Origin of the sequence: Actinomadura hibisca NBRC 15177 (assembly GCF_001552635.1) — a bacterium.
GTDB classification, from domain to species: Bacteria; Actinomycetota; Actinomycetes; order Streptosporangiales; family Streptosporangiaceae; genus Spirillospora; species Spirillospora hibisca.
On the sequence record NZ_BCRO01000027.1, the window covers coordinates 101,024 to 121,303 of the forward strand.

Annotated in this window: 24 protein-coding genes; 10 read left to right on the forward strand and 14 right to left on the reverse strand. The window is 69.8% G+C overall.

What is annotated here, in order from left to right:
- Positions 1–75 precede the first annotated feature (75 nt).
- From AH6_RS13940 to AH6_RS13950, 3 genes are read left to right on the forward strand one after another with little or no spacing between them, the layout of a single operon-like run.
- A complete protein-coding gene (locus AH6_RS13940) occupies positions 76–2,040 on the forward strand; it encodes a squalene/oxidosqualene cyclase (protein WP_067479342.1) in 1,965 nt (654 codons plus the stop codon).
- Positions 2,041–2,045: 5 nt separating this feature from the next.
- Complete coding sequence (locus tag AH6_RS13945; protein WP_067479344.1) at positions 2,046–2,849, forward strand: squalene/phytoene synthase family protein; 804 nt, start codon at positions 2,046–2,048, stop codon at positions 2,847–2,849.
- Positions 2,850–2,857: 8 nt separating this feature from the next.
- Positions 2,858–4,165, forward strand: a complete 1,308-nt coding sequence (locus AH6_RS13950; RefSeq protein WP_067479346.1) for an FAD-dependent oxidoreductase — start codon at positions 2,858–2,860, stop codon at positions 4,163–4,165.
- 28 nt (positions 4,166–4,193) lie between these two features.
- Here AH6_RS13950 and AH6_RS13955 read toward each other — a convergent pair whose 3' ends face one another.
- The 8 genes from AH6_RS13955 to AH6_RS13990 form a co-directional block, all read right to left on the reverse strand.
- Entirely contained in the window at positions 4,194–4,586 is a 393-nt protein-coding gene (locus AH6_RS13955; protein ID WP_067479348.1) for a hypothetical protein, read from the reverse strand.
- 40 nt (positions 4,587–4,626) lie between these two features.
- On the reverse strand, positions 4,627–5,091 hold the full coding sequence (locus AH6_RS13960; RefSeq protein WP_067479350.1) for a hypothetical protein: 465 nt from the start codon (positions 5,089–5,091) through the stop codon (positions 4,627–4,629).
- A 619-nt stretch (positions 5,092–5,710) separates the two neighbouring features.
- Complete coding sequence (locus AH6_RS13965) at positions 5,711–6,463, reverse strand: SDR family NAD(P)-dependent oxidoreductase (protein ID WP_067479352.1); 753 nt, start codon at positions 6,461–6,463, stop codon at positions 5,711–5,713.
- The gene (locus tag AH6_RS13970) at positions 6,460–7,698 is read right to left on the reverse strand and encodes a cytochrome P450 (protein WP_157431456.1); all 1,239 of its coding nucleotides are present in this window, start codon (positions 7,696–7,698) and stop codon (positions 6,460–6,462) included. Before AH6_RS13970 ends, AH6_RS13965 begins: the two co-directional genes overlap by 4 nt.
- An 11-nt stretch (positions 7,699–7,709) precedes the next feature.
- Positions 7,710–8,513, reverse strand: coding sequence for a class I SAM-dependent methyltransferase (locus tag AH6_RS13975; RefSeq protein WP_083982781.1), 804 nt, complete (start codon positions 8,511–8,513; stop codon positions 7,710–7,712).
- A 30-nt stretch (positions 8,514–8,543) separates the two neighbouring features.
- Complete coding sequence (locus tag AH6_RS13980) at positions 8,544–8,897, reverse strand: nuclear transport factor 2 family protein (protein WP_067479358.1); 354 nt, start codon at positions 8,895–8,897, stop codon at positions 8,544–8,546.
- Positions 8,898–8,922: 25 nt separating this feature from the next.
- Positions 8,923–10,128 carry a cytochrome P450 gene (locus AH6_RS13985; protein ID WP_067479360.1) on the reverse strand — a complete coding sequence of 402 codons (1,206 nt, stop codon included), beginning with the start codon at positions 10,126–10,128 and terminating at the stop codon, positions 8,923–8,925.
- Positions 10,129–10,580: 452 nt separating this feature from the next.
- Entirely contained in the window at positions 10,581–11,690 is a 1,110-nt protein-coding gene (locus AH6_RS13990) for a PEP/pyruvate-binding domain-containing protein (protein ID WP_067479362.1), read from the reverse strand.
- A 42-nt stretch (positions 11,691–11,732) separates the two neighbouring features.
- Here AH6_RS13990 and AH6_RS13995 point away from each other — a divergent pair, with 42 nt between their 5' ends.
- Positions 11,733–12,092, forward strand: a complete 360-nt coding sequence (locus AH6_RS13995) for a DNA-binding protein (RefSeq protein WP_067479364.1) — start codon at positions 11,733–11,735, stop codon at positions 12,090–12,092.
- A 14-nt stretch (positions 12,093–12,106) separates the two neighbouring features.
- Positions 12,107–12,505: a hypothetical protein gene (locus tag AH6_RS45875; RefSeq protein WP_245679303.1), complete on the forward strand. Its 399-nt coding sequence runs from the start codon at positions 12,107–12,109 to the stop codon at positions 12,503–12,505.
- 347 nt (positions 12,506–12,852) lie between these two features.
- Here AH6_RS45875 and AH6_RS14005 read toward each other — a convergent pair whose 3' ends face one another.
- The 5 genes from AH6_RS14005 to AH6_RS14025 all read right to left on the reverse strand — a co-directional run bounded on the left by AH6_RS14005 (position 12,853) and on the right by AH6_RS14025 (position 15,673).
- Entirely contained in the window at positions 12,853–13,209 is a 357-nt protein-coding gene (locus tag AH6_RS14005) for a hypothetical protein (RefSeq protein WP_067479366.1), read from the reverse strand.
- Positions 13,210–13,229: 20 nt separating this feature from the next.
- Positions 13,230–13,424, reverse strand: a complete 195-nt coding sequence (locus tag AH6_RS46610) for an ATP-binding cassette domain-containing protein (protein ID WP_067479368.1) — start codon at positions 13,422–13,424, stop codon at positions 13,230–13,232.
- A gap of 20 nt (positions 13,425–13,444) precedes the next feature.
- Positions 13,445–14,038 carry a helix-turn-helix transcriptional regulator gene (locus tag AH6_RS45885; RefSeq protein ID WP_067479370.1) on the reverse strand — a complete coding sequence of 198 codons (594 nt, stop codon included), beginning with the start codon at positions 14,036–14,038 and terminating at the stop codon, positions 13,445–13,447.
- Positions 14,039–14,270: 232 nt separating this feature from the next.
- Positions 14,271–14,951 carry a sterol desaturase family protein gene (locus tag AH6_RS14020; RefSeq protein WP_067479372.1) on the reverse strand — a complete coding sequence of 227 codons (681 nt, stop codon included), beginning with the start codon at positions 14,949–14,951 and terminating at the stop codon, positions 14,271–14,273.
- Positions 14,952–14,953: 2 nt separating this feature from the next.
- Positions 14,954–15,673, reverse strand: a complete 720-nt coding sequence (locus AH6_RS14025; protein ID WP_067479374.1) for a FadR/GntR family transcriptional regulator — start codon at positions 15,671–15,673, stop codon at positions 14,954–14,956.
- Positions 15,674–15,809: 136 nt separating this feature from the next.
- Between AH6_RS14025 and AH6_RS14030 the strand changes: the two genes are divergently transcribed.
- Positions 15,810–16,328 (forward strand): DUF2306 domain-containing protein, encoded by a 519-nt coding sequence (locus tag AH6_RS14030; protein WP_067479376.1) that lies wholly within the window; start codon positions 15,810–15,812, stop codon positions 16,326–16,328.
- A 14-nt stretch (positions 16,329–16,342) separates the two neighbouring features.
- Here the strand turns inward: AH6_RS14030 and AH6_RS14035 are convergent, their stop codons facing one another.
- Positions 16,343–16,705, reverse strand: a complete 363-nt coding sequence (locus AH6_RS14035; protein WP_067479378.1) for a hypothetical protein — start codon at positions 16,703–16,705, stop codon at positions 16,343–16,345.
- Between the two features lie 328 nt (positions 16,706–17,033).
- Between AH6_RS14035 and AH6_RS42390 the strand changes: the two genes are divergently transcribed.
- The 4 genes from AH6_RS42390 (at position 17,034) to AH6_RS14050 (ending at position 20,061) form a co-directional block, all read left to right on the forward strand.
- Positions 17,034–17,390, forward strand: coding sequence for a peptidase inhibitor family I36 protein (locus AH6_RS42390; RefSeq protein ID WP_169807851.1), 357 nt, complete (start codon positions 17,034–17,036; stop codon positions 17,388–17,390).
- A 171-nt stretch (positions 17,391–17,561) separates the two neighbouring features.
- Positions 17,562–18,674 carry a tetratricopeptide repeat protein gene (locus AH6_RS14040; protein WP_067479380.1) on the forward strand — a complete coding sequence of 371 codons (1,113 nt, stop codon included), beginning with the start codon at positions 17,562–17,564 and terminating at the stop codon, positions 18,672–18,674.
- A 161-nt stretch (positions 18,675–18,835) separates the two neighbouring features.
- A complete protein-coding gene (locus AH6_RS14045; protein WP_067479383.1) occupies positions 18,836–19,450 on the forward strand; it encodes a TetR/AcrR family transcriptional regulator in 615 nt (204 codons plus the stop codon).
- A 227-nt stretch (positions 19,451–19,677) separates the two neighbouring features.
- Entirely contained in the window at positions 19,678–20,061 is a 384-nt protein-coding gene (locus tag AH6_RS14050) for an EthD domain-containing protein (RefSeq protein WP_157431457.1), read from the forward strand.
- Positions 20,062–20,280 lie beyond the last annotated feature (219 nt).

The window sequence follows — 20,280 nt, forward strand, 5'->3', positions numbered from 1 at the left end:
GTGTGGATCTGGTCCCGGTCCCGGCGTCCCCCCGACGATCGGGTGGGCCCGCGAGCCCGGACGGAACGGAGACCCATGGAAGACATGATCGCCACATCCCTGGACCGCGCGATCCGCAGGCTGTTCGACCTCCAGCACGCGGACGGCCACTGGGAGGGGGAGATCGAGACCAACACCATGCTCCTGTCCCAGTACGTCATGACGCGGCGGATCGTGGGACGCTGGCCGCTTCCCTCCGACGACCAGGCCGGTGTGCTCCGGTACCTTCTCTCCCAGCGGCTTCCGGACGGGTCGTGGCCGATGCACCGGGAAGGCCCCGGCTCGCTGTTCACCACGACACTGGCCTACGTCGCGCTGAGGCTGCTGGGAGCCGACGCCGAACATCCCACGGTCGCCGCCTGCCGCGCGTGGATCCGGTCCCAGGACGAGGGGGCGCTGTCCATCCCGAGCTGGGGAAAGTTCTGGCTGGCCCTGCTCGGCCTCTACGACTACCGCGGCATGAACCCGATCCCGCCGGAACCGGTCCTGGCGCCGACCGCCTTTCCTGCCCATCCGCTCCGCTTCTTCCCGCACGTCCGGTACATGTACCTCGGGATGGCCTACCTCTACGGCGAGAGGTTCGCGGTGGACCTGGGCCGGCTCGGCGCCGACCTGCGGGCCGAGCTCTACCTCAGGCCGTACGACCAGATCGACTTCCGCCGGCACCGCGGCACGCTCCGGGAGGCGGAAGTGATCGACAGGCCGGGATTCCTCCGCAGAGCGGTCGCGGCCGGTTCCAGGATCTACGAGACCGTCCACGTGAAGGCCCTTCGCCATGCCGCACGCGAACGCTGCCGCCGCTGGCTCACCGACGAGCTCACCGCGTCGGACGGCAAGACCCTGTCGCCGCTCTTCGGCCTGCTGACCACCCTCGTCCTGCACGCCTCCGGCGCCGACGCGGAACTGCTGGAACGCTCGCTGGACGGCGGCGACTACTGGCGCTGGGAGGACGACCAGGGCCTCCGCGTCGTCAGCACCCGCTCGGCCAGTTGGGACACCGCCTTCGTGTGCCGTGCCCTGATCGACGCCGGACGCGCCACCGATCCCCGCGTCGACAAGGCCCTGGCCTGGCTCGCCTCCGCACAGATCACGACGGAGCTGACGCCGGCGTCCGGACGTCACCGGGACGCCGTCCTCGGCGGCTGGTCGTTCACCGAGGGCGCGGACCGCTGGCCGGTGTCGGACTGCACCGCCGAGGCGCTGTCGGCGATCGCCGCCCACGCGGAGGTCACCGGAGGGATCACGCATCCCATCGACGCCCGCCGGATGGAACAGGCCGTCTCCTTCATCCTCGCCCGCCAGAACAAGGACGGCGGCTTCGGGGCGTTCGAGGCGCGGCGCGCGCCGGGATGGATCGAACGGCTCAACCCGTCGGAGATGTACGCGGACTGCATGGCCGAGAGGTCCTACACCGAGTGCACCGGATCGTGCGTCACGGCGCTGGGCCGCCTCCGCTCCCTCGGCGTCGGCGACGACCCGCGGACCGACCGCGCGATCACGGCCGGGCTGGGGCTGCTGCGCTCACGCCAGCAGCCCGACGGGAGCTTCCGCGGATTCTGGGGGGTGAACTACACCTACGCCGCGTTCTTCGTCGCCGAGGCGTTCCACGCCGCGGGAGTCTCCGGGGCCGATCCGACGCTGCGACGCCTCGCCGCCTGGCTCGTGGACAAGCAGAAGACCGATGGCGGTTGGGGAGAGGACATCCGCAGCGGCGTCGCCGAAACCTACCTGGAGCACCCTGACAGCCAGGCGACGATGACCGCCTGGGCACTCCTCAGCCTCATGAGCATCGAAGGCGCGCATCATCCCTCGGTCCGAAGCGGAATCCGTTTCCTGGCGTCCCTTCAAAACGAGTCCGGCGCCTGGCCCCGCCAGTCACCGGCCGGTGCCGTCAATCGCGCCGGCGTCATCGACTACCGGCTGTACAAGGACGTCTTCCCCGCTCTCGCACTGGCCCGCTACGCGCGGATCCACAACGAACAGGCCACGGCCGAAAGGTGAACCCGATGCCGGTCACAGCCGACGCGGACCGCGTCCTGCGCGAAACCAGCAGAACGTTCTCCATTCCCATCTCCCAGCTTCCCGACGGCCTCCGGGAGACCGTGACGTCGGCGTATCTGATGATGCGCGCCATCGACGAGGTCGAGGACGGCCTCGCGTTCGAGCCGCACGACAGGACACGGGTCCTGCTCCACATCGCCCGGACCCTCCAGGGGGCGCTGGGGCGGGCCACGGTCGAGTTCGACACCGCCATGCTCGCGCCGGGGCCCGAGGTGACGCGGCGCATCGCCGAATGGGCGGCGCTGGCGCCGGCCGCGGTCGCTCCGCACATCTGGGAGGCGACCTCGGGCATGGCGTACCGCATGGCGGACTGGACCGCCTCCGCGCACACGATCGAGACCGAATCCGACCTGGACGCCTACACCTTCTCGGTCGCCGGCGCCGTCGGCCTCCTGCTCTCCAATCTCTGGGCCTGGCACGACGCGACCCTCACCTCGACCGTCCACGCGATCGGCTTCGGCCGCGGCCTGCAGAGCGTCAACATGCTCGTGAACCGTGCCGACGACCTGGAGCGAGGCGTCGACTTCTACCCGCGCGGCTGGGACTACGTGGACATGCGCTCCTACGCCGGCCGCCACCTCGCCCTCGGGGACATCTACCTCAGCCGCCTGAACCCCGGACCGATCCGGGAATTCTGCCGGGTCCCGCTGGCCCTCGCGCACGGAACGCTCCGCGCGCTGGACGACGGCAGGTCCTCGCTCACCCGGGCGGAGGTCGTGGAACTGACCGCCTATCGGCGCAAGTCCTAGGGAGACCGGTGGTACGGAAGGACGGCTACGACGTCATCGTCGTCGGCGGCGGACCCGCGGGTTGCGCCGTGGCGCTGGCCTTCGGCCGGAACGGAGCCGAGGTCCTGGTCCTGGAAGCGGGACCGGGCCCGGCCCGAGCCTTCGCGGGGGAGTGGCTCCATCCGGCGGGGGCCGCGGCACTGGCCCGCTGGGGCGTCGAGCTGCCCGAGGACGCGCACGCACGGGGCACCGGCTTCGTGATCTATCCTCACGACCGGTCCGCGCCGATCGAGCTTCCCTACCCGGGCGCGGGAACGGCCCTCGGCTTCGAGCACCGCGTCCTCGTCGGCGCGATGCGCGCGCGCCTTTCGGCCGAACCCGGCGTGACGCTCCGGACCGGCAGCCGGGTCACGGCCGTGCGCGACGACCTGGTGCGCTACGTCGACTACGCGACCGGTCAGACGATCGACGCCCGAGGCCGTCTGATCGTCGGAGCCGAAGGCAGGCCCTCGGTGGTCAGGCGCGCGCTGGAGCTGCCCGACGACGACAGGAGGCTCGGCCACGCCGCCGGCCTGCTGATCGACCACGTCTCCCTCCCCTTCGAGGGACGCGGTCACGTGGTGCTGGGCGGACCGGGCCCGATCCTGCTGTACCGGGTGGCGCCGGAGACGGTCCGCGTGGTCCTGGACGTCCCGCGTCATCGCCACGGGAGATCCCTCGACCCGCTGTGGCCGGAGTACTGCGACCGGCTGCCCGCCGACCTGCGCTCACCCGTACTCCGGGCACTGAGGGACGGAGACCTCCGCTGGGCCTCGGTGGGAGTCCGCCGGCGATGCTCCCACGGGCGCGGCTCGATGGTCCTGGTCGGTGACGCGGCCGGTTACGTCCATCCGCTGACGGCCGTGGGACTGACGCTGGCGCTGACCGACGCCGAGACCCTCGCGCGCACGCACGACCTTGAGGAGTACCGGCGGGACCGTGCCGCGCGGACCCGCGTACCCGAACTGCTCGGCGTGTCGCTCTACGAGATCCTCTCCCAGCGGGACCCCGTCTCGGACGCCGTCAGCGTCTCGGTCTACCACCTCTGGCGGACCTCTCCCACCGAACGCGAAAGGATGATGGGTTTCCTCGGCACGGAGAACACCTCCACTCCGAGGTTCGTCGCGACGTTCACGCGCTGCCTGCTTCTGGCGGCCCGCCGGCTCGCCGTGGCGGCGGCGTCCGGGCAGCGCGGAGCGCCCGCCGCGATCGGCAGCGGTCTGCGCTGGATGAGATGGCTCGTCAGGGGGACGGCCCTCGGCCGCACCTGCGGCACGACTCCCGCCGATCCGCGGTGAGGCCGGGCGTCACGTTCGCGAGCCTCGCTCAGGTCCGCTGGAGGGAGATCGAGTAGACCCCGAAGGAACAGCCCCAGACCGACTCGACCGGTGCCTGCCCGAGGGTCTGGTTCTTCATGTAGGGCCCGAACCCCACCCACTTTCCGTAGTAGGTCAGACCGGCCGCGTAGAACGGCGGCATGCCACTGCAAACGGTCACGATCCTGACCGCGAAATACGAGTTCGTCTTGTTGCTGCAGTTGTAGGCGTGAGCGCGCCAGCCCGTCAGGTTTCCCGTGTCGTAGTAGCTTCCGTGCGAGGTGCACTCGATCGTGCCGTCGGCTGTTTTCAGCGATGCGGCGTGTGAGGCGGTCTGGAGGCCGAAAACGCTCGCGGCGCTCAGTGAGAGGACGGTGAGGGTTCTTCTGATGTGAATGCGCATCTCGTTCCTGTCCGGTTGAGGGCCCGCGGTTCGCGAAGTGTCACCAGGGCCAGGGGGTGGTCGAGGACCTTTCGCTCTCCGACCGCACGTCCTTGACGATGGTGGTCGCGTACGAGGAGGAGGCCCCCACGAAGACCCAGTCGCTCTCGCACCCTCCGTTCTGGCTGGCCGGCACGAGCCAGTAAGGAGCGAAGTCGGGATTCAGGCAGGGCACGTCCTCTGCTTTCTGGCCGTTCCAGACGCGGAGCAGCACGGGCCTGAACAGCTGGGACTTGTCGGAGGTGTTGAGATAGTGGATGACGGCACGGGCCTTCGACCCGTTCTGCTCGACGCAGAGAATGAAGCTCGTGTTGATGGATTTGAATTTCGTCTCCGTGCCGCAGACCGGCGACAGCGCTCGCGAGGAGCTGGTCGGCGTGGCCGCCAGAGACGCCTGGGCCGCGACCGGGACGAGCGTGGACGTGGCCCCGAGGACGAGAGCCGATTTCACCAGAGCCGTACGCACCTGACCTCCTTGGTCTTTTGCCGGACCGTCCGAAGGTATCCAGCGGGACCAGGGGCCATGAAGATCCGAATAGCGCGCTCCTGGAGTCTTGTGTGGTATTGCCGTCGAGATTGATCATCTCCGTTCCGGGACGCCGGTCGGACGAGCCGCCGGGCGTTCCTGGCCTGGTCGCGCCAGGGGATGCCGCTGGGATGGCGGATCGTCGCCTTTGCCAAAGGTGACGTAATCCGGCCAATATCCTGATCACGTGAAGATTTCTTGGGAACGCGGAGGGGATCTTCCGGTCGGTGGCCGGAAAAAGTGCCGGTATGGCGCTTCCGACTCCTGCTCGCGGCCCGGGCCGATGACGCGTCCGCCAGTGAGGACATGACGTCGCCGCGGCCACCGCCAGGACCAGTGGACGCTGGAGTCATTCCTGGCCTTCACCGAATTCGGTCTGGATCTCCAGTCCGCAACCGAAGTCCCCACCTTCCAGACCGACCACTTCGCCGCCTCGTTCTGCCCCCGAGGCAGCCAGGCCTACGCGATCTGCCGCTGACCTGTCCCGCCACCGACCCTGATCATTATCATCGACGCGACCAGCCCGCCCGGCGCGGCCCTGTTCGACTTCCGACCGTCGTCATTTGCAGAGGTATCCGCCGTCGATCGCGTGGACGCTTCCGGTGATGAATCCAGCGGCCTCGGAGGCCAGGTAGCAGACCAGGGACGCGACCTCCTCGGGGCGGCCGAGCCGGTGCACGGGCTGCGGTGCGATCGAGGCCTGGACGGCCTCGTCCGGCACGTCGGCGAGCATCGGTGTGTCCACGATTCCAGGAGCGATGGCCACCACGCGCACACCCGCGGAACCGTACTCGGCCGCGGCCGCACGGGTGAGTCCGATGACGGCGTGCTTAGAGGCGGTGTAGGCGGAAAGGCCCGGGAATCCGGTGACGCCGGCGACCGAGGCGATGTTGATGATGACGCCCCCGCCGTTGGCGACCAGCTGCGGGATCTGGGCCCGCATGCAGGCGAACACGCCGCCCGCGTTGGTCGCCATGACGTCTTCGAACCCCTGGAGGGGAGTGTCGGCCAGGACATCCATCGGGCCGATGACACCGGCGCTGTTCACCGCGATGTGGAGGGCGCCATTCTCGTCTCCGATTCGTTCGAGCGCGCTCTCGACCTGGTCCGGGACGCGCACGTCGAGGCGGAGGGCGTGCGCCTTTCCGCCCGCCGCGCGGATCTCGTCGGCCACGGACTCGGCTGACTCCAGGTCGAGATCCGCCAGGATCGAGTAGGCGCCCCTGGCGGCCAGACCTCGCGCGCAGGCCGCTCCTATGCCGGAGCCCGCACCGGTGACGAACGCGGTCTTCGCTGCGAATTCCTCGTTCACGCGCTGTGCCTTTCCGTTGGAGGTTCAGTGGTCGCCACGTCGAACCTGATGGGCAGGCTGACGAGTTTGCGAGTGAAGATCCCCGATTCCCGCAGGGAGGCGTCAGCCTCCAGCCGCATGCCCGGCAGGGCGTCGAGAAGCTGGTTGACGGCGACGTTCACCGTGGTGCGGGCCAGGGCGGCGCCCAGGCAGAAATGCCGGCCCCGCCCGAACGTCACGACCGATCCCGCCGGGGTGAAGTCGCGGGCGGGGTCTACCTCCGGCCGGTGGGGGTCGAAGGTGTCGGGAGCGGTGAACCGGGCCGGGTCCCTGTTGGCGGAGCCGATCATGCAGGCGACCGTCGACCCGGCGGGTATGCGATGGTCGCCCAGGTCGGCGTTCTCGGCGGCGTAGCGCATGATGAGATGAGCGGGAGGGTTCAACCGGCCCGCCTCGATGTGCATGCGGTCGATCAGCTCGCGGTCGGCGCGGACGGCGCGCAGGTGTTCGGGGTTGAGCAGCAGGTGTTTGACCGTGTTGGCGATGCCCGACACGGTGGTGTCCCCACCCGCCGTGATGAGCGCGGCGCAGTGCGCCTGGATCTGCTGGTCGGTCAGCGGACCGCCGGCGAACCGCGCGGTGCACAGCGCTGACAGGATGTCCTGTCCCGGCCTGGCCCGGCGTTCCTCGATCATGGGCCCCAGGAAGAGGGTCATGTCCCGGCGCGCGGCCTGGCCGGCGGCCTCGACCTCGGGGTCGCCGCCGAAGTTGACCATGTGAGCGATGATCGCCATGTACCAGCCCTGGAACCTCGGCCGGTCCTGGGCGGGCAGGCCCAGCAGGCTCGCCATGACGTTGATCGGGAGCCAGGTGGCGAACTCGCTCATGAGCTCGACCCGGCCACGGCGCCGGAAGCCGTCGACGAGCTCGGCGCAGGCGAGTTCGACGCTCGGGACGACGCGGTCCCGGTAGTCGCCGCCGCGCAGCGGCCCGCCGAGCATCTTGCGGTTGTCGGCGTGCTCGCGCCCGTCCATCTGCACGAGGGTCCGGTCGCCCATCACCGGCTCGATCTGCCACGTGTAGCACTCGTTGGTGAACGGCGGATCCTGCAACGCGCGCACGACGTCCCGGTAGCGGCTGAGCACGTAGAACCCGGTGCTCTCGTGCACGTAGACCGGGAACGACGTTCGCATCGTCTCGTAGTGCGGGTAGGGATCGGCGTCGTACTCGGCGGACAAGATGTCAGGACCCGTCACAGAAGCACTCCTCATCTGGTGGCCACGACCTGGACGTACTCGTAAGTGATCACCGCGGAGTCGCCGTGGTCCGCGGAGAAGTCGTGGAACACGGCGGTCAGGTCGTCGCGCAGACCGGCGATCTCCGTCTCCCGCGACGCTCTTGTCAGCGCGGCCTCCAGGCCGTAGCAGACGCTGAACATCCGCGCCCAGACCTGCGGCGACGGCACCACGACCGGAAAGTCCCGCGTTCGGATCTGCAGGTCGGCGCACGGGGAGAGGATCCTGCGCACCTCGGCCTCGGCATCGGGGAGCGTGGGGATCGCCAGCCCGGTCGATCCTGGAAGGTACGACTGGATGGCCTCGAACAGGCGCCGGACCACACCGCTGTGCGTCCACAGGAGCAGGACGCACCTCCCGCCGGAACGGACGATCCGACGGAGTTCGGTGAAGGCGGCCTCATAGCCGACGTTGAACACCCGGCCGCACGCGATGATCCCCGCGTCGAAGGACGCGTCGGGGAACGGAAGCAGCTGTGGCGAGGCCGTGCGGGTGTCGACCACGAGCGCTTCCGCCTCGGCTCGCGCGGACAGCAGGTCCAGGAGGTCGGGAACGTCGTCGACGGCTGTGACCGAGGCGAATCTGCGGGCCGCGGCCAGGGCGACGTTCCCGACTCCGGCGGAGACGTCGACCACGCGCTCGCCCGGCCGCACCGCGGCTGCTTCGCACATCCTGTCGCCCAGCTCGGCGAACCGGCTGCTCAGATGCAGGTGGTCGCTCCATCGCCACCGCCGGGCGCGGTCCGTCAGCGCGGCGGGCTCATATGCTGCTGTCATGCCGATACCAGTCTCCAAGGGTTCGCGTCGTCAGTTCGGCTGCCAGACCCGCCGCACCGGTTCGCCGTCGTAGATGAGCTCGCTGGACACGATCCGGTCCCCCTCGATCACGAGGAGCTCCACCGACCGGACCGTTGAGGCGACGCCGGGCATGTCCCAGTCGACGAACGTGCACACCAGGGCGTCCGCGGCGAACTGGTGCCGGACGCGGACCGTGCAGGAGGGACCCACGTCCCGGGCCATGTGCCGGTAGTCCTCGGCGCTCTGGTAGGCGATGACCGGTCCGGTGAAAGTGAAGTCGTCGGCGAGCGCCACACCGGACATGTCGCCGGCGCGCTCGGTCCAGGCCCGGTAGTAGGCGCGGGCGATCTCGAGGTTGTCCACTGCTCTCCCCTCGCGTCGAAGACGTTCAGGCCGGGGTGAACTCCAGGGGGAAACTCGTCAGGGCGCGCGTGAAGACGCCGCTCTCGGTCAGGGTGACTCCGCCCACCAGCCGGATGTCGTGCATGGCGTCCAGGAGCTGGCCGACGGCGATGGTGATGGTGTTCTGCACGACCAGGGCGCCCAGGCAGAAATGGCGGCCTTTGCCAAACGTGACGATGCTGGAGCCCGAGGTGAACTGTCTGGCCGGGTCGCTCTCGGCCCGGAACGGGTCGTAGGTGTCGGGATCGAGGAACCTGGCGGGGTCCCGGTTGGCGGCCGCGACCACGCAGGCGACCGTGGACCCCGCCGGGATCACGCCACCGCTCACCTCGGCCTCCTCCTCGGTGTAGCGGAGCGTCAGGTGGGTCGGCGGACGGAGGCGGATGGCCTCGTGGTGCATCCGGTCGATGAGGGTCCGGTCCCGGCGCGCGAGTTCCAGGTAGCGCGGGTTCTCCAGCAGGCTCCGTATGGTGTTGGCGATCGCGGACATGGTGGTGTCGCTGCTGCCGGCGAAGAGGATCGCGCAGTTCGCCTGGATCTGCTGGTCCGACAGCAGGCCTCCGTCGGGCTGCACGGCGCACATGGCGGAGATGAGGTCCGCTCCCGGGCGCGCACGCCGTTCGCGGATGACCGGCCGCAGGTACTCGGTCATTGCGGCCCGCGCCGCACGGCCCGCGCTCTCGACCGCCGGATCGTTCCCGAAGTTGCCCATGTGGTCGAGGAAGGCGCGGTACCAGACCCGGAACCTGTCCAGGTCCCGCTGCGGAAGGTCCATGATCGCAACAATCGTGCTGATAGGCACGTGAGCGGCGAATTCCGCCATGAGCTCGACGGTCCCTCTGGTCCTGAACCCGTCGATCAGTTCCCTGCAGGTGCGTTCGATCCGGGGAACGACGCGGTCCTGGAGGGCCCGGCCGCGCATCGGCGTCCCGATCATCCTGCGGTTGTGGGCGTGCTCCGCGCCGTCCATCTGTCCGATGGTCCTGGCGCCCGCGACCGGCTCGATCTGCCAGTCGTAGTGCCTGGTCGTGAACGGATCGCTGGTCAGGGCGTAGGCGACGTCCTCGTACCTGCTGACCATGTAGAAACCGGTCTGCTCATGCCGGTACAGGGAGAACGACTCCCGCATCGTCGAGTAGAAGGGGTAGGGATCGGCGTCGTACTCGGCGGAGAGGATGTCCGGACCGCTCATGATCGCTCCCTTGGGCGGCTACGCCACCAAGGTCGCCCAGCGCCCGGTGTCTGGACATGACCACTCACCGCCGAGTATTCGGGCTTTCCGGGCTTTGAGCCTTGCCCGGCGACTTCGGGTTGACCCCGACGATCGGCACGCGGCCTCGTTGCTGTGGCCCTGCCGCATGAGCTCGAAGTATGCCGCCCGCTCAGTAGCCCACTTCACCGGCCCCTGCGGCGACCGCACCCCACGAATCTCGAACCCCAATACAACCCCTCACAAACTGAGGTGTTGCATCGCCTCCTAGAACCCAAGCCCGGAGCCGGCGCAGTGGTGTGCAATGTTGCCCTCGGTTGCTCCCTCAGCGGCGACTATGTGCAGGTGGGCACGGTCGGCCGGGCGTGCCTTGACGCGACCACCGGCCACATTGTGTAGGAGAAGCTCTGAATATGCCCCGCGCTGCCACACCGCTACCATCGGGTGACGGTGCCCATTGCGCCGTCGAGGGTGATGATCGCGCCGTCGTGGAGTCTGTTCGTCGCGTTGGGGACGCCCAGGACGGCGGGAATGGCTTGTTCGCGGGCGACGATCGCGGCGTGCGAGAGCACGCCTCCCGTTTCGGTGACGACACCGGCGACGATGCGGAGCAGCGGCGTCCAGGCCGGGTCGGTGAACGGACAGATGAGGATGTCGCCGGGCCGCACGCGCGTGAAGTCGCCGGGGCCACGGACGATGCGTGCGGTGCCGGTCGCGGTCCCGTGGCTGCCTGGCGTTCCGGTGAGCGCGGCGGCCGGGACGGCGTCGGAAGGTCGTGACGGTAGCGCGGCGGTGATCGGACGCGCCTGGAGGAGCCAGAGGTGGCCGTCGGAGAGCGCCCACTCGATGTCTTGTGGGCCGCCGAGTACGGCGGCGGCCTGTCCGCCCAGCGCCGCCAGTTGCGCGGCGGTCGGATCGTCGAGCGTCGGCTGGGCCCGGGCTGGCGCGGGTACCTCGCTGGTGATGAGTCGCGCGCCTCTCCGGTCCAGGCGGGTTTGCTTGTCGGCTACGGAGCGTGTGATCGTTCCGTCCCCGGCCACTCGATAGGCGTCGGGGGTGATCCTGCCTTCGACAACGCTGGGGCCTAAGCCCCACGACGCCTCGATCTCGGTCGCGCCGTTCGAGGCGGCGGTCGTGAACATCACTCCGGACACCTCGGCGTCCACGTGGCGCTGGATGATGACGGCCATCGCGGGATCCGCCGACGGCCGGTCGGCGCGGTAGGCGACGGCGCGGGGTGAGAACAGTGAGGCCCGGCAGGCGTGGACGGCCTTAGCGATCTCGCCGGCTCCCCGCACTCCGAGGAAGCTCTCGTACTGGCCCGCTGCCGACGTCTGTGCCGTGTCCTCGCCCGTTGCCGACGATCTCACTGCCACAGGTGAGTCGCCAAGTTCGTCGAGCGCGCCTTCCAGGTCCTCGGCGGTGGTGGTGAACGGCACCACCACGCCGTCGGGGACCGGCAGGCCTGCGCGCAGCAACGCGCCGAGCGCGGCCGCCTTGCCGCCGCATGTCTCGGTGACGGCCGCCGCCAGCGGTATCAGCATCGTCCGCCTCCAACGTTTCGCTGACAACATTTTGGAACCCCCATGTCACGCAACCAGGACGCCGACCTCGCTCAGGCCCGCCGTGTGCAGGATGCCCGCGAACGGCTCGGGCGGCTGGGCGCGGACGCGCTCGAACCTCGGCCCTGGCGGCCCGCGCCCGTCCCGTCCTCGGCCGTCGACCTCGTGCAGTTCGCCGTCTGGCGCGGCGCCGACCTGGCCGCCGACGACGTCCTGAGCGCGCTGGCCCTGCTGCCCGCCGCCCGGGGCGAGGTCGAGGGCCTGGAGTCCGCGCTGCTGTTCACGGCCCGGAGCGCGGGACCGACCTGGGCGCAGATGGCCGACGCGATGGGCTTCAACTCCCCGCAGGCCTGCCAGCAGCACCACACCCGCCTGACCACCTGACAGGACGCCGACTCATGACCCGGGACTCCGCGCACGACCTGCTGGTCCTGCACGCCGTGCGCGTCACCGGGTTCGCGGACACGCCGGTGCTCGCGCGCCGCTTTGGGCTCGACGCGACCGCGACACGGGAGACGCTGTACGACGCCGAGGCGCGCGGCTGGGTACCGCACACCTCCGCCGAGACGGCAGGCTGGTCGCTGACCGAACGTGGCAAGGTCGAGAACGAGCGTCGGCTGGCCGCCGAGCTCACCGCCGTCGGCGGCACCGACGAGGCCCGCGAGGTCCACCGCGTCTTCCTCCCGCCCAACGCCCATCTCCGCCTAGCCTGCACCCACTGGCAACTCCATCCGACCGCCACCGACCGGCCAGCCGTCAACGACCACGCCGACCCGCCTGGGACGCCGCCGTCCTGAACGAACTCGCCGACATCGACCACGCGCTGAAGCCGCTCGCCGCCCGGCTCACCAGCGTCCTGACCCGGTTCAGCGAATACGACGTCCGTTTCACCGAGGCCCTGACACGCGCCCGGGCCGGAGACCACGCACGAGTGGATGGCATCGACGTCAACTCCTGCCACCGCATCTGGTCCGAACTCCACAAGGACCTCATCGCCACCCTCGGCCTCGACCGGCGCGCCGAGTCCTGAGCCGGATCAGACGCGTCGCACGCGGCGCAGCGCGAAGGCGATTAGGACTGCGCCGACCAGCAGATAAAGCCTGGTCCCGGCCAGCTGGAACGGCCAGTAGCGCTTGCGCGGCTGCTACTTGACGTCGACGTGCAGGCCGAGTCCGCCCAGGCGCACGGCCGTGTCGCCGAACGTGCCGCCCGCGCTGGTCTTCGGCGGTGCGTTCAGGCACCGGTCGAACGCGGTCCCGTCGAGCGTCCGCCCGTCCCGGACGCGCAGCGGGCTGGTCTCGCTGATCCACGCGTCGGGCTGGCCGGGCACGCGCAGCCCGCCGATCGAGGGCGCGCCGGTGATGCCGCCGAGGTTCCCGGCCTCGTTGACGGCCTGCGCGGTCATCGGCAGGCTCGTCCGCTCGGGCGGCATCAGGTGTGGCCGCACCACGTTCGACACCGCGAACTGGATCACCAGGAAGACCACGCTGGTGAGCGCCATCGCGGGCAGCGTCCAGCGGATCAGCAGGCCGACGACGGCTCCCAGCGTGCAGGCCAGGAAGGCGGGCGCGATCCCAGCATCCGCAACGCGCCCGACGTCGGCTCCAGCAGCCCGCAGGCCAGATGCAGCAACGTCGACTTGCCCGCGCCGTTCGGCCCGGCCAGGCCCACCACGCGCCTGGCCGGAAAGGTCAGATCGACCCCGTCCAGCGCCACCCGACGCCCGTATCACTTCATCAACCCCACCGCGTCCAGGACTGGTGGGAACTCCTCATTCGGCATGTTCCCATCCTGGAAACCGGCGCGCTTCCCGGGGCACCGGCCCAAAGCGCCGTTCCGGCCGACGGCGACCGTGCTTTCGGCCGGTCCCGCGCCGCGTCACCGCGTGTCGGCGAACCATTCTCCCAGGCCCACGCCGCGATCCCGACCCGCTTGCGCACGCCCAGCTTGGCCTGGACGGCCGCGACGTGTCCCTTGACGGTGCTCAACGAGATGAACAGCTCCGAGGCGATCTCCTGGTTGGTGCAGCCCCGCGCCGTCGGACGGGGCCCGGCGCGCGGCGAGCCACCGAGCGTCTCCACGCGTTCGCGCATGCCGACCAGCCCGAACCCGCCGCGCTGGTGGGACCGGACGGGAACCGGGCCATCGTCGGTGACCTCGACGGTGACGCCGTGGCCGTCCCGCCCGACCACGACGACGGACCGGGCTCCGGGCGCGTGCCGCCGCCCGTTCGTCAGCGCCTCGCGGACCACGCGGTACACGGCGCCGGTCACCTCCGGCAGCCACCCGGCGGCGTCGCCGTCGCGCAGCAGGCCGACGACCCGCCGCATCGCGGCCGTTGGCGCGCAGCATCACCAGGTCCTGCACGGTCGGGGAGAGCGACGACTCCTGGATGGCCAGGGCGACGCTGTGGATCCGCTTGCTGATCTTCGCGCCGAGCGGGTTGGCCGTCAGGTCGAGACGGGTTTCCGTGAGCGTTCCTCACCGTGGTGGAGGTAGACGCGCACTAGGTGCCGGCACGCGCTCCGTTGTGACAGCGCGATCCCATGACGTGGCTCACCCTCAGGCCGCCCGGTGGTCCTCGACGCCCAGGGTCTTGGCGGTCGGCGACGCCGGAACCTCGTCCTTGGCCGGGTAGGTGCCCAGCACCTGGTCGGAGACGGGGGTGACGACGCCGAACCAGTAGCGCTCGTTGCGGTAGTGGTGCAGCCGGTGGCTGCGCCAGGCGATCCGGTACGGGGCGTGCTTGGGCCGGTAGGACGAGTGGATCAGGAAGTGGGTCCACTCGTAGCCCGCGAGCAGCGTGAGCGACGTCGCCAGACCGGTCATGATCCGCCGAGGAGAGCGCAACGCCAGGGCGTTCACCACCACCAGGCCGCCGATCGCGCCGCGGACGACGGGCATCGGGATGAACACCAGCTCGGCGTCGCGCGGGTCGCGGTGGTGCTCGCGATGCTTGCGCGACAGCAACGGGTCGACCCGCCTGCCGCCGACCGTCTTCGGCCGCCAGTGCAGCACGTTCACGTGGACGAGCCACTCGACGAACGGCTCCAGGCCCACCACCACGGCCGGGACGATGGCGTCGGCCCGGCCCCACCGGCCCATCGCCACTCGCGCGGCCACCGCCGCCGCCGCTGCGGGCACCAGCACCTTCGGGCTCGGATGCCGGAAGAACTCCCGCGCCGCTCCGGCCAGGGTGAGTCCCGGCCGGAGCCAGGCGGTGTCGTCGTTTCGGGGGGCCATGATCACTCCTCGGAAAGGTGGGCCAGCACCGCCGTGTGGCCCTGCTCCAGCAACGCGACCGCGGCCGCGCGTGCGCGCTCCGGGTCGCCCGTCTCGATCCCCGCCACCAGCTCCCGGTGTGCCGCCAGGTCGCGGCGTTCCCCGAGCATCAGCAGGTCCACCAGCGAGGCCACCTGGCGGTAGGACCGCCGCAGGACGTTGAGCGACAGCCGGTAACAGACGTTGCCGGACCCCTCCACGACCAGGTCCCAGAACGCCACGTCCAGCTCGGCCATCCGCCCGACGTCGTCAGGCCCCTCGTCCAGTTCCGCCAGCAGGCCGCGCAGTCCGCGCACGACCTCCGCCGGAGCGCGCCGCGCGGCGTGCGCGGCGGCGTCGGCGCCGATCGTGGTCCGCATCTCCATCACCGACCGCACGACGACGGCGTCCAGGGAGCCGTCCGCCCCGAGGAAGAGCCGGGGCAGCAGATCGAGTCCGGACGCCGTCCGGAAGTCGCGCACCCGGGTGGCCCCGCCGTGCCGGATCTCTACGAGTCCGAGCTGGTCGAGCCGTTGCAACGCCTCGCGCAGCGCCTGCCGGTTCACCCCGAACTCCTCGGTCAGCACGCGCTCGGAGGGCAGCGCCGCGTCAGCGGGCAGCGTCCCGTCCACGATGCGCGCCGCGATCTGCTCGAAGACCGCCACCGACACCGAGGAACGCTGCACCGGCTGAAAGTCGCTCATGCGCATATCCTGGCCATCGACTCATCAACACGTCAAGTGGTCAGACCAGTTGATGTAGTTTCCACGGAAAGAGGGACATCGGTGATCGCTCCGGGGAGCGAGGCGCATTCGCACGCCCGGCTCCTACGGTGAACCCATGACGGTCACAGTGAGCCGCAGCGGTCGACGCATCGCTGCATGGTGGTGGTGGCTGGTGCTGAGCGCGCCGGCCATCGCGGTGTTCGCGCCCCTGCCGTACCTGACGGCCTCGCTGGGCGACCTCGTCTCCGACGAGAACTCCGTGGCGGCCACCGACGCCGACCAGGCCGCCTGGTTGCGTGCCGTGCTCTACGTCCACATCGGCGGCGGCGCGCTGGCGCTGCTGCTGTCACCGCTCCACTTCGCCGCCCGGCTGCGCGCCCGCTCTCCACGCCTGCACCGCGCGGTGGGCCGCACGACCCTGGCCGCGATCATCGTGTCGGGCGCGGCCGGACTGGTGATGGCCCCACTGATCCCGGCCCAGATCGCCACCGGAACCGCCGACGCCGAAGCCTTCGACCGCGCCTACCTGCTGGTCCCGCTCCTGTGCTGGGTCCCGAACCTCCTCACCGAGTACGTCCTGACCCACCGCCCGACGACTCCTCGTCCTCGCCGCAGGGAAAGAACGCCCGCCTGACGCGTCCACACGCGTCAGACGACCTTCGGAAGCTGCTGCGTGAAGCAGTGGACGCCACCGCCGTCCTCACCGATGGCGTTGGCCAGGTTGACGAACGCGGTCGAGCCCTTGTGCCTGACCTGTTCGGCCAGGGGCTTGATGCCGACCTTGCCGCCGATGACCGGGAACGCGAACGTCAGGGCCAGGTCCTGGTTGTTGGTGACGCCTGTCCTACCGGGCGTGACGGCGTAGGCGAACAGCCGGTTCTTCGGCAGCGTCGTCGCGATGCCGGGGCCGGTCATCACCGTGGTCGTGCCGCCCTTGAGCGGGGTGAGACTCGACGCGTCGGCGGTGACGGCGGACGCCAGCAGCGCGGTCGTCGTGGCGGCCAGCACCACGGCGGCTCGTCGGGGGGCATCGCCTTAGCCCTCGGCTCCCACGGGGTGACACGCATCTGACGGCTGCCGGGGAAGGCCTGCTCGGTCGCAACGCGGACCACGAGGGACTATCGCCGCATGACCAGAGACCTGATCCGCTCCCATGGGGCGCGGACCTCCACATCCGCTGAGCTGTCACGGGAAACCTAGGGGAGCATGTTGGGGGTCAACCCCCATAGCGCACAACGCGATGAGGGCGCCTACTAATGGGAAGAGCCTCGCATATCACCAGGGGCGAGCCGAAAGTCCGTCTCGCCGATATGCAAGCCGCCAGGTAAGGGAGAAATTCATGTTCTCTGGACGACGGCTGGTCGTGCCGGGTGTCGCCGCTTCGCTGCTGGTCGCCGGTTCCACCACCACCCCCGCGCTCGCCACCACTTGCGCGACGGGAAAAGTCTGCGTTTACTCTGCGCCAGGCTATGCCGGGACCAGTGTGCAGTTCACTCCGACCTCGGTGCCGACCAGCCTCCCGTTCGAGGCACATTCGGCGATCAGCAACGTAGCGTCGCGCGTCAACATCACGACCGCTAGCGGTTCGGTCGTTGAATCGCTGGACCCGTTCGAAAACAACAGCGGATGGAGTACGCCCGGCGCTGTCCGAGGAATCATCTCAGGAAACCACAGCGAGACTTTCCTTCTGGAATAGCGGGGGGCGTGTTACGGCCGTTGCACGGAGCCAGGTGCGCAGACGGCAGGGACAACTGAACCGATTGCACCTGGGGTTGCGCCCGTAAGCGTGTAGAGGCGGCGGAGACCCTCACCAAGGTGGTCGTCGATAGGGCACTCTGCGCCAGGAGCGAGGACAGGAGAGGGACAGATGGCCGGTTCCCGTCGCGTTGCCGGTGCCACGTCGCGGGTGGAGCGGGTGACGGGCGAGTGCCTGGCGGCCCGCGAGCGTGGGGAGATCCGGCAGGCCCTGACCTTGGCGAACGGCGCGCTGGCCGGCGGGTCGGACGCGACGCCGCTGGCCCGCGCGCGGATCCAGTACGTTCAGGGCCTGCTGCTGTTCGACAGCGAGAACCTGGAGAGGGCCGAACACGCCTTCACCGAGGCGGTCCGGCTCGCCGCGAACTCGGCGGCCCCCGACGCGCCGGGGATCGGCCGCGCCGCCGAGGTCCGCCTCGGCAACCTGTACCGGGTCCGCGGCGCGTACGAAGCGGCCGAGATCGTGCTGCGACGAGTGCTGGGAGCGATAGATCGAGAGTTGCGGGTCACCGGCCCGAATCCCGCGTTGGAAGCGGAGCTCGTGTCGACCTGCAACGAGCTGGCGGTGACCTACAAGTACTTCGGCAAGTTCACCGAAGCCCGCGACCTGTACCTGCGGGCTCTGTCGCTCCTCCAACGCGCTCTCGGCCCCGACCACTGCGACGTCGCGACGGTCTATCACAATCTCGGTGGCCTGGCGCATGCCCGCCGGGACTTCCATGAGGCCGAACGGCCGGCGCGCAGGGCCTTGGCCATCCGTGAGCGGGTGCTCGGGACCGACCACATCGACGTGGCCGCCGAACGGGCCGCCCTGGCGCCGATCCTGATGGAGCTCGGGCGGCTGGAGGAGGCCGAGGAGCTCATGCGGCAAGCTCTCACGGCGCTTTCGGTCCACTATGGCGACGACCACTACCAGGTCGCGATCGCGCTGCACAATCTTGCCGCGATCGTCTACAGACAAGGACGGGCGGGCGACGCCGAACCACTTTTCCAGCGGAGTTTGCGAATCAAGGAGAAGGCGCTCGGCCCGCATCATCCAGAGCTCGCCGGCACTCTGAACAATCTGGCGCTGCTGCGCAGGAAGGCAGGCGATCGGCCAGGCGCGGTGGCCCTTTACGAACGCGGGCTGCGCATCCTGCTGACGACGGTCGTCCCTGCGCATCCCGCACTTCGGGCGATTCGGCAAGCGCTCGCCGATCTACGAGACCAGGACGGCTCCGCGTAGCCAGGACGGCGCGGACGGGAGGATCGTCACTGCATGTGGGTGGGGAGGACCGGCGGCCGGTCGGCGTTGACGCTGTTGTCGGTGATGCCTAAGCTTCGATTTGGAATTCCCTTCTAAATCGAGTGATCGATGCGAGGTGGCTCGCCGTTCCAGGGAGGGCCGTGGGGCAGGACGTCCGCCGGGCGCGACAGGCGCGCAGCACCGAGACCATGGACCGGTTCCTGGACTCCGCCGAGCGGTTGCTGCGGACTAGGAGCTTCCACGACATCGGCGTCATGGAGATCATCGAGGGAGCCGGCCGGACAGTCGGGTCGTTCTACGCGCGCTTCGACGACAAGTACGCGGTCCTGCGCTGCCTGCGGGAACGGGCCGAGGCGCGAGTGCTTGCGACCATCGACGGGTGGACCGTGCCGCCGGGCGCCACGCCCGCGGAGACTGTCGACACGTTCGTGCGGCTGCTGCTGCGGGCCTACCGGGAGATGGGCCCGGTCTACCGAGCCACTGCGGCGCAGGCCTGCGTGGACGACGACTTCCGCGCCCACCGGCAGGAGGTCTTCCGGCTCGCGGCCGCCCGGTACGCCGAGACGATGCTCGTGCACCGCGCCCGGATCGGGGCACCCGACCCGGAACGTTCGATCGACCTCGGTTTCACCCTGATGGTCGGTCTCCTCGACCAGCGTCTGTTGTTCGGCAGGCTCGGGGTGACGTCGGCGGACGACGGCGAGCTCGCAGGCGAACTCCAGCACATGGCGCTCGCCCTCCTACGGATCGACTGAGGCGGGATCGGGCCGGCCATGGCTTTCTTCGGCTTCCAAAATGAGAATATTCCTCTAAATCTTCCGCACGCCTGATCCACGACGATCTGTAGGGCGCCGGAGCGGAGCAGCCGACCGGCTATGACCGGGTCGGAGTGCACTGGCTAGATGCCGACACCGCCGCTGGGATACTCGGGTCGGATGCCGCCCGGCAGGCGATGCGCAAGCTCGGTGCCGACGAGAGGCACATGACCGACATCACCCAGTCCCCGTCATGGTTCGTCCACGAACGCGTCGTCCACGAACAGGGACCGGGTCGTACCGTCGCGCTACCGGGCGGGCCGTACACGAAGTTCTACTCGGGGTGGTACGGCGCCGCGGACTTCACCGAAGAGCACCGTGACCGGCACGCCGAGGTCGTTCTGGCCCATGCCGCGGACCTCGGCCTGGCGCGGTACGTCCAGCACCGCAGCCTTCGCGACTCGGCGATCACGCACCTGTCCAGGACGGTGCGGGGTACCGTGCCCGACGCGTTCGACGGCCTGGACGAGTACGCCTGGTACCGCGACGACCTCGTCCGGGCGCTCGCCACGCCCGCCGGCCAGGCCGCGCCCGCGCTGGCGATGGGGTGAACTCCTTCCAGGAGTCGTTTCCTCGACGTCTGGGCGTGTCGCGGACGCGGGTCACCGCCCCGGCCTGGCGCCGACGCCGTCCTCCATTCGGATCAACTTCGCTGTCGGCCAGGGCAGGCACACTTGGTCGTGGGAGTTCCGGATCGTCCCCTCCCCAAGACAGCCTCATCCCTCACAGCAGGACCAAGTCGACCCGAGGCGGGACACGGGGCGCACCGA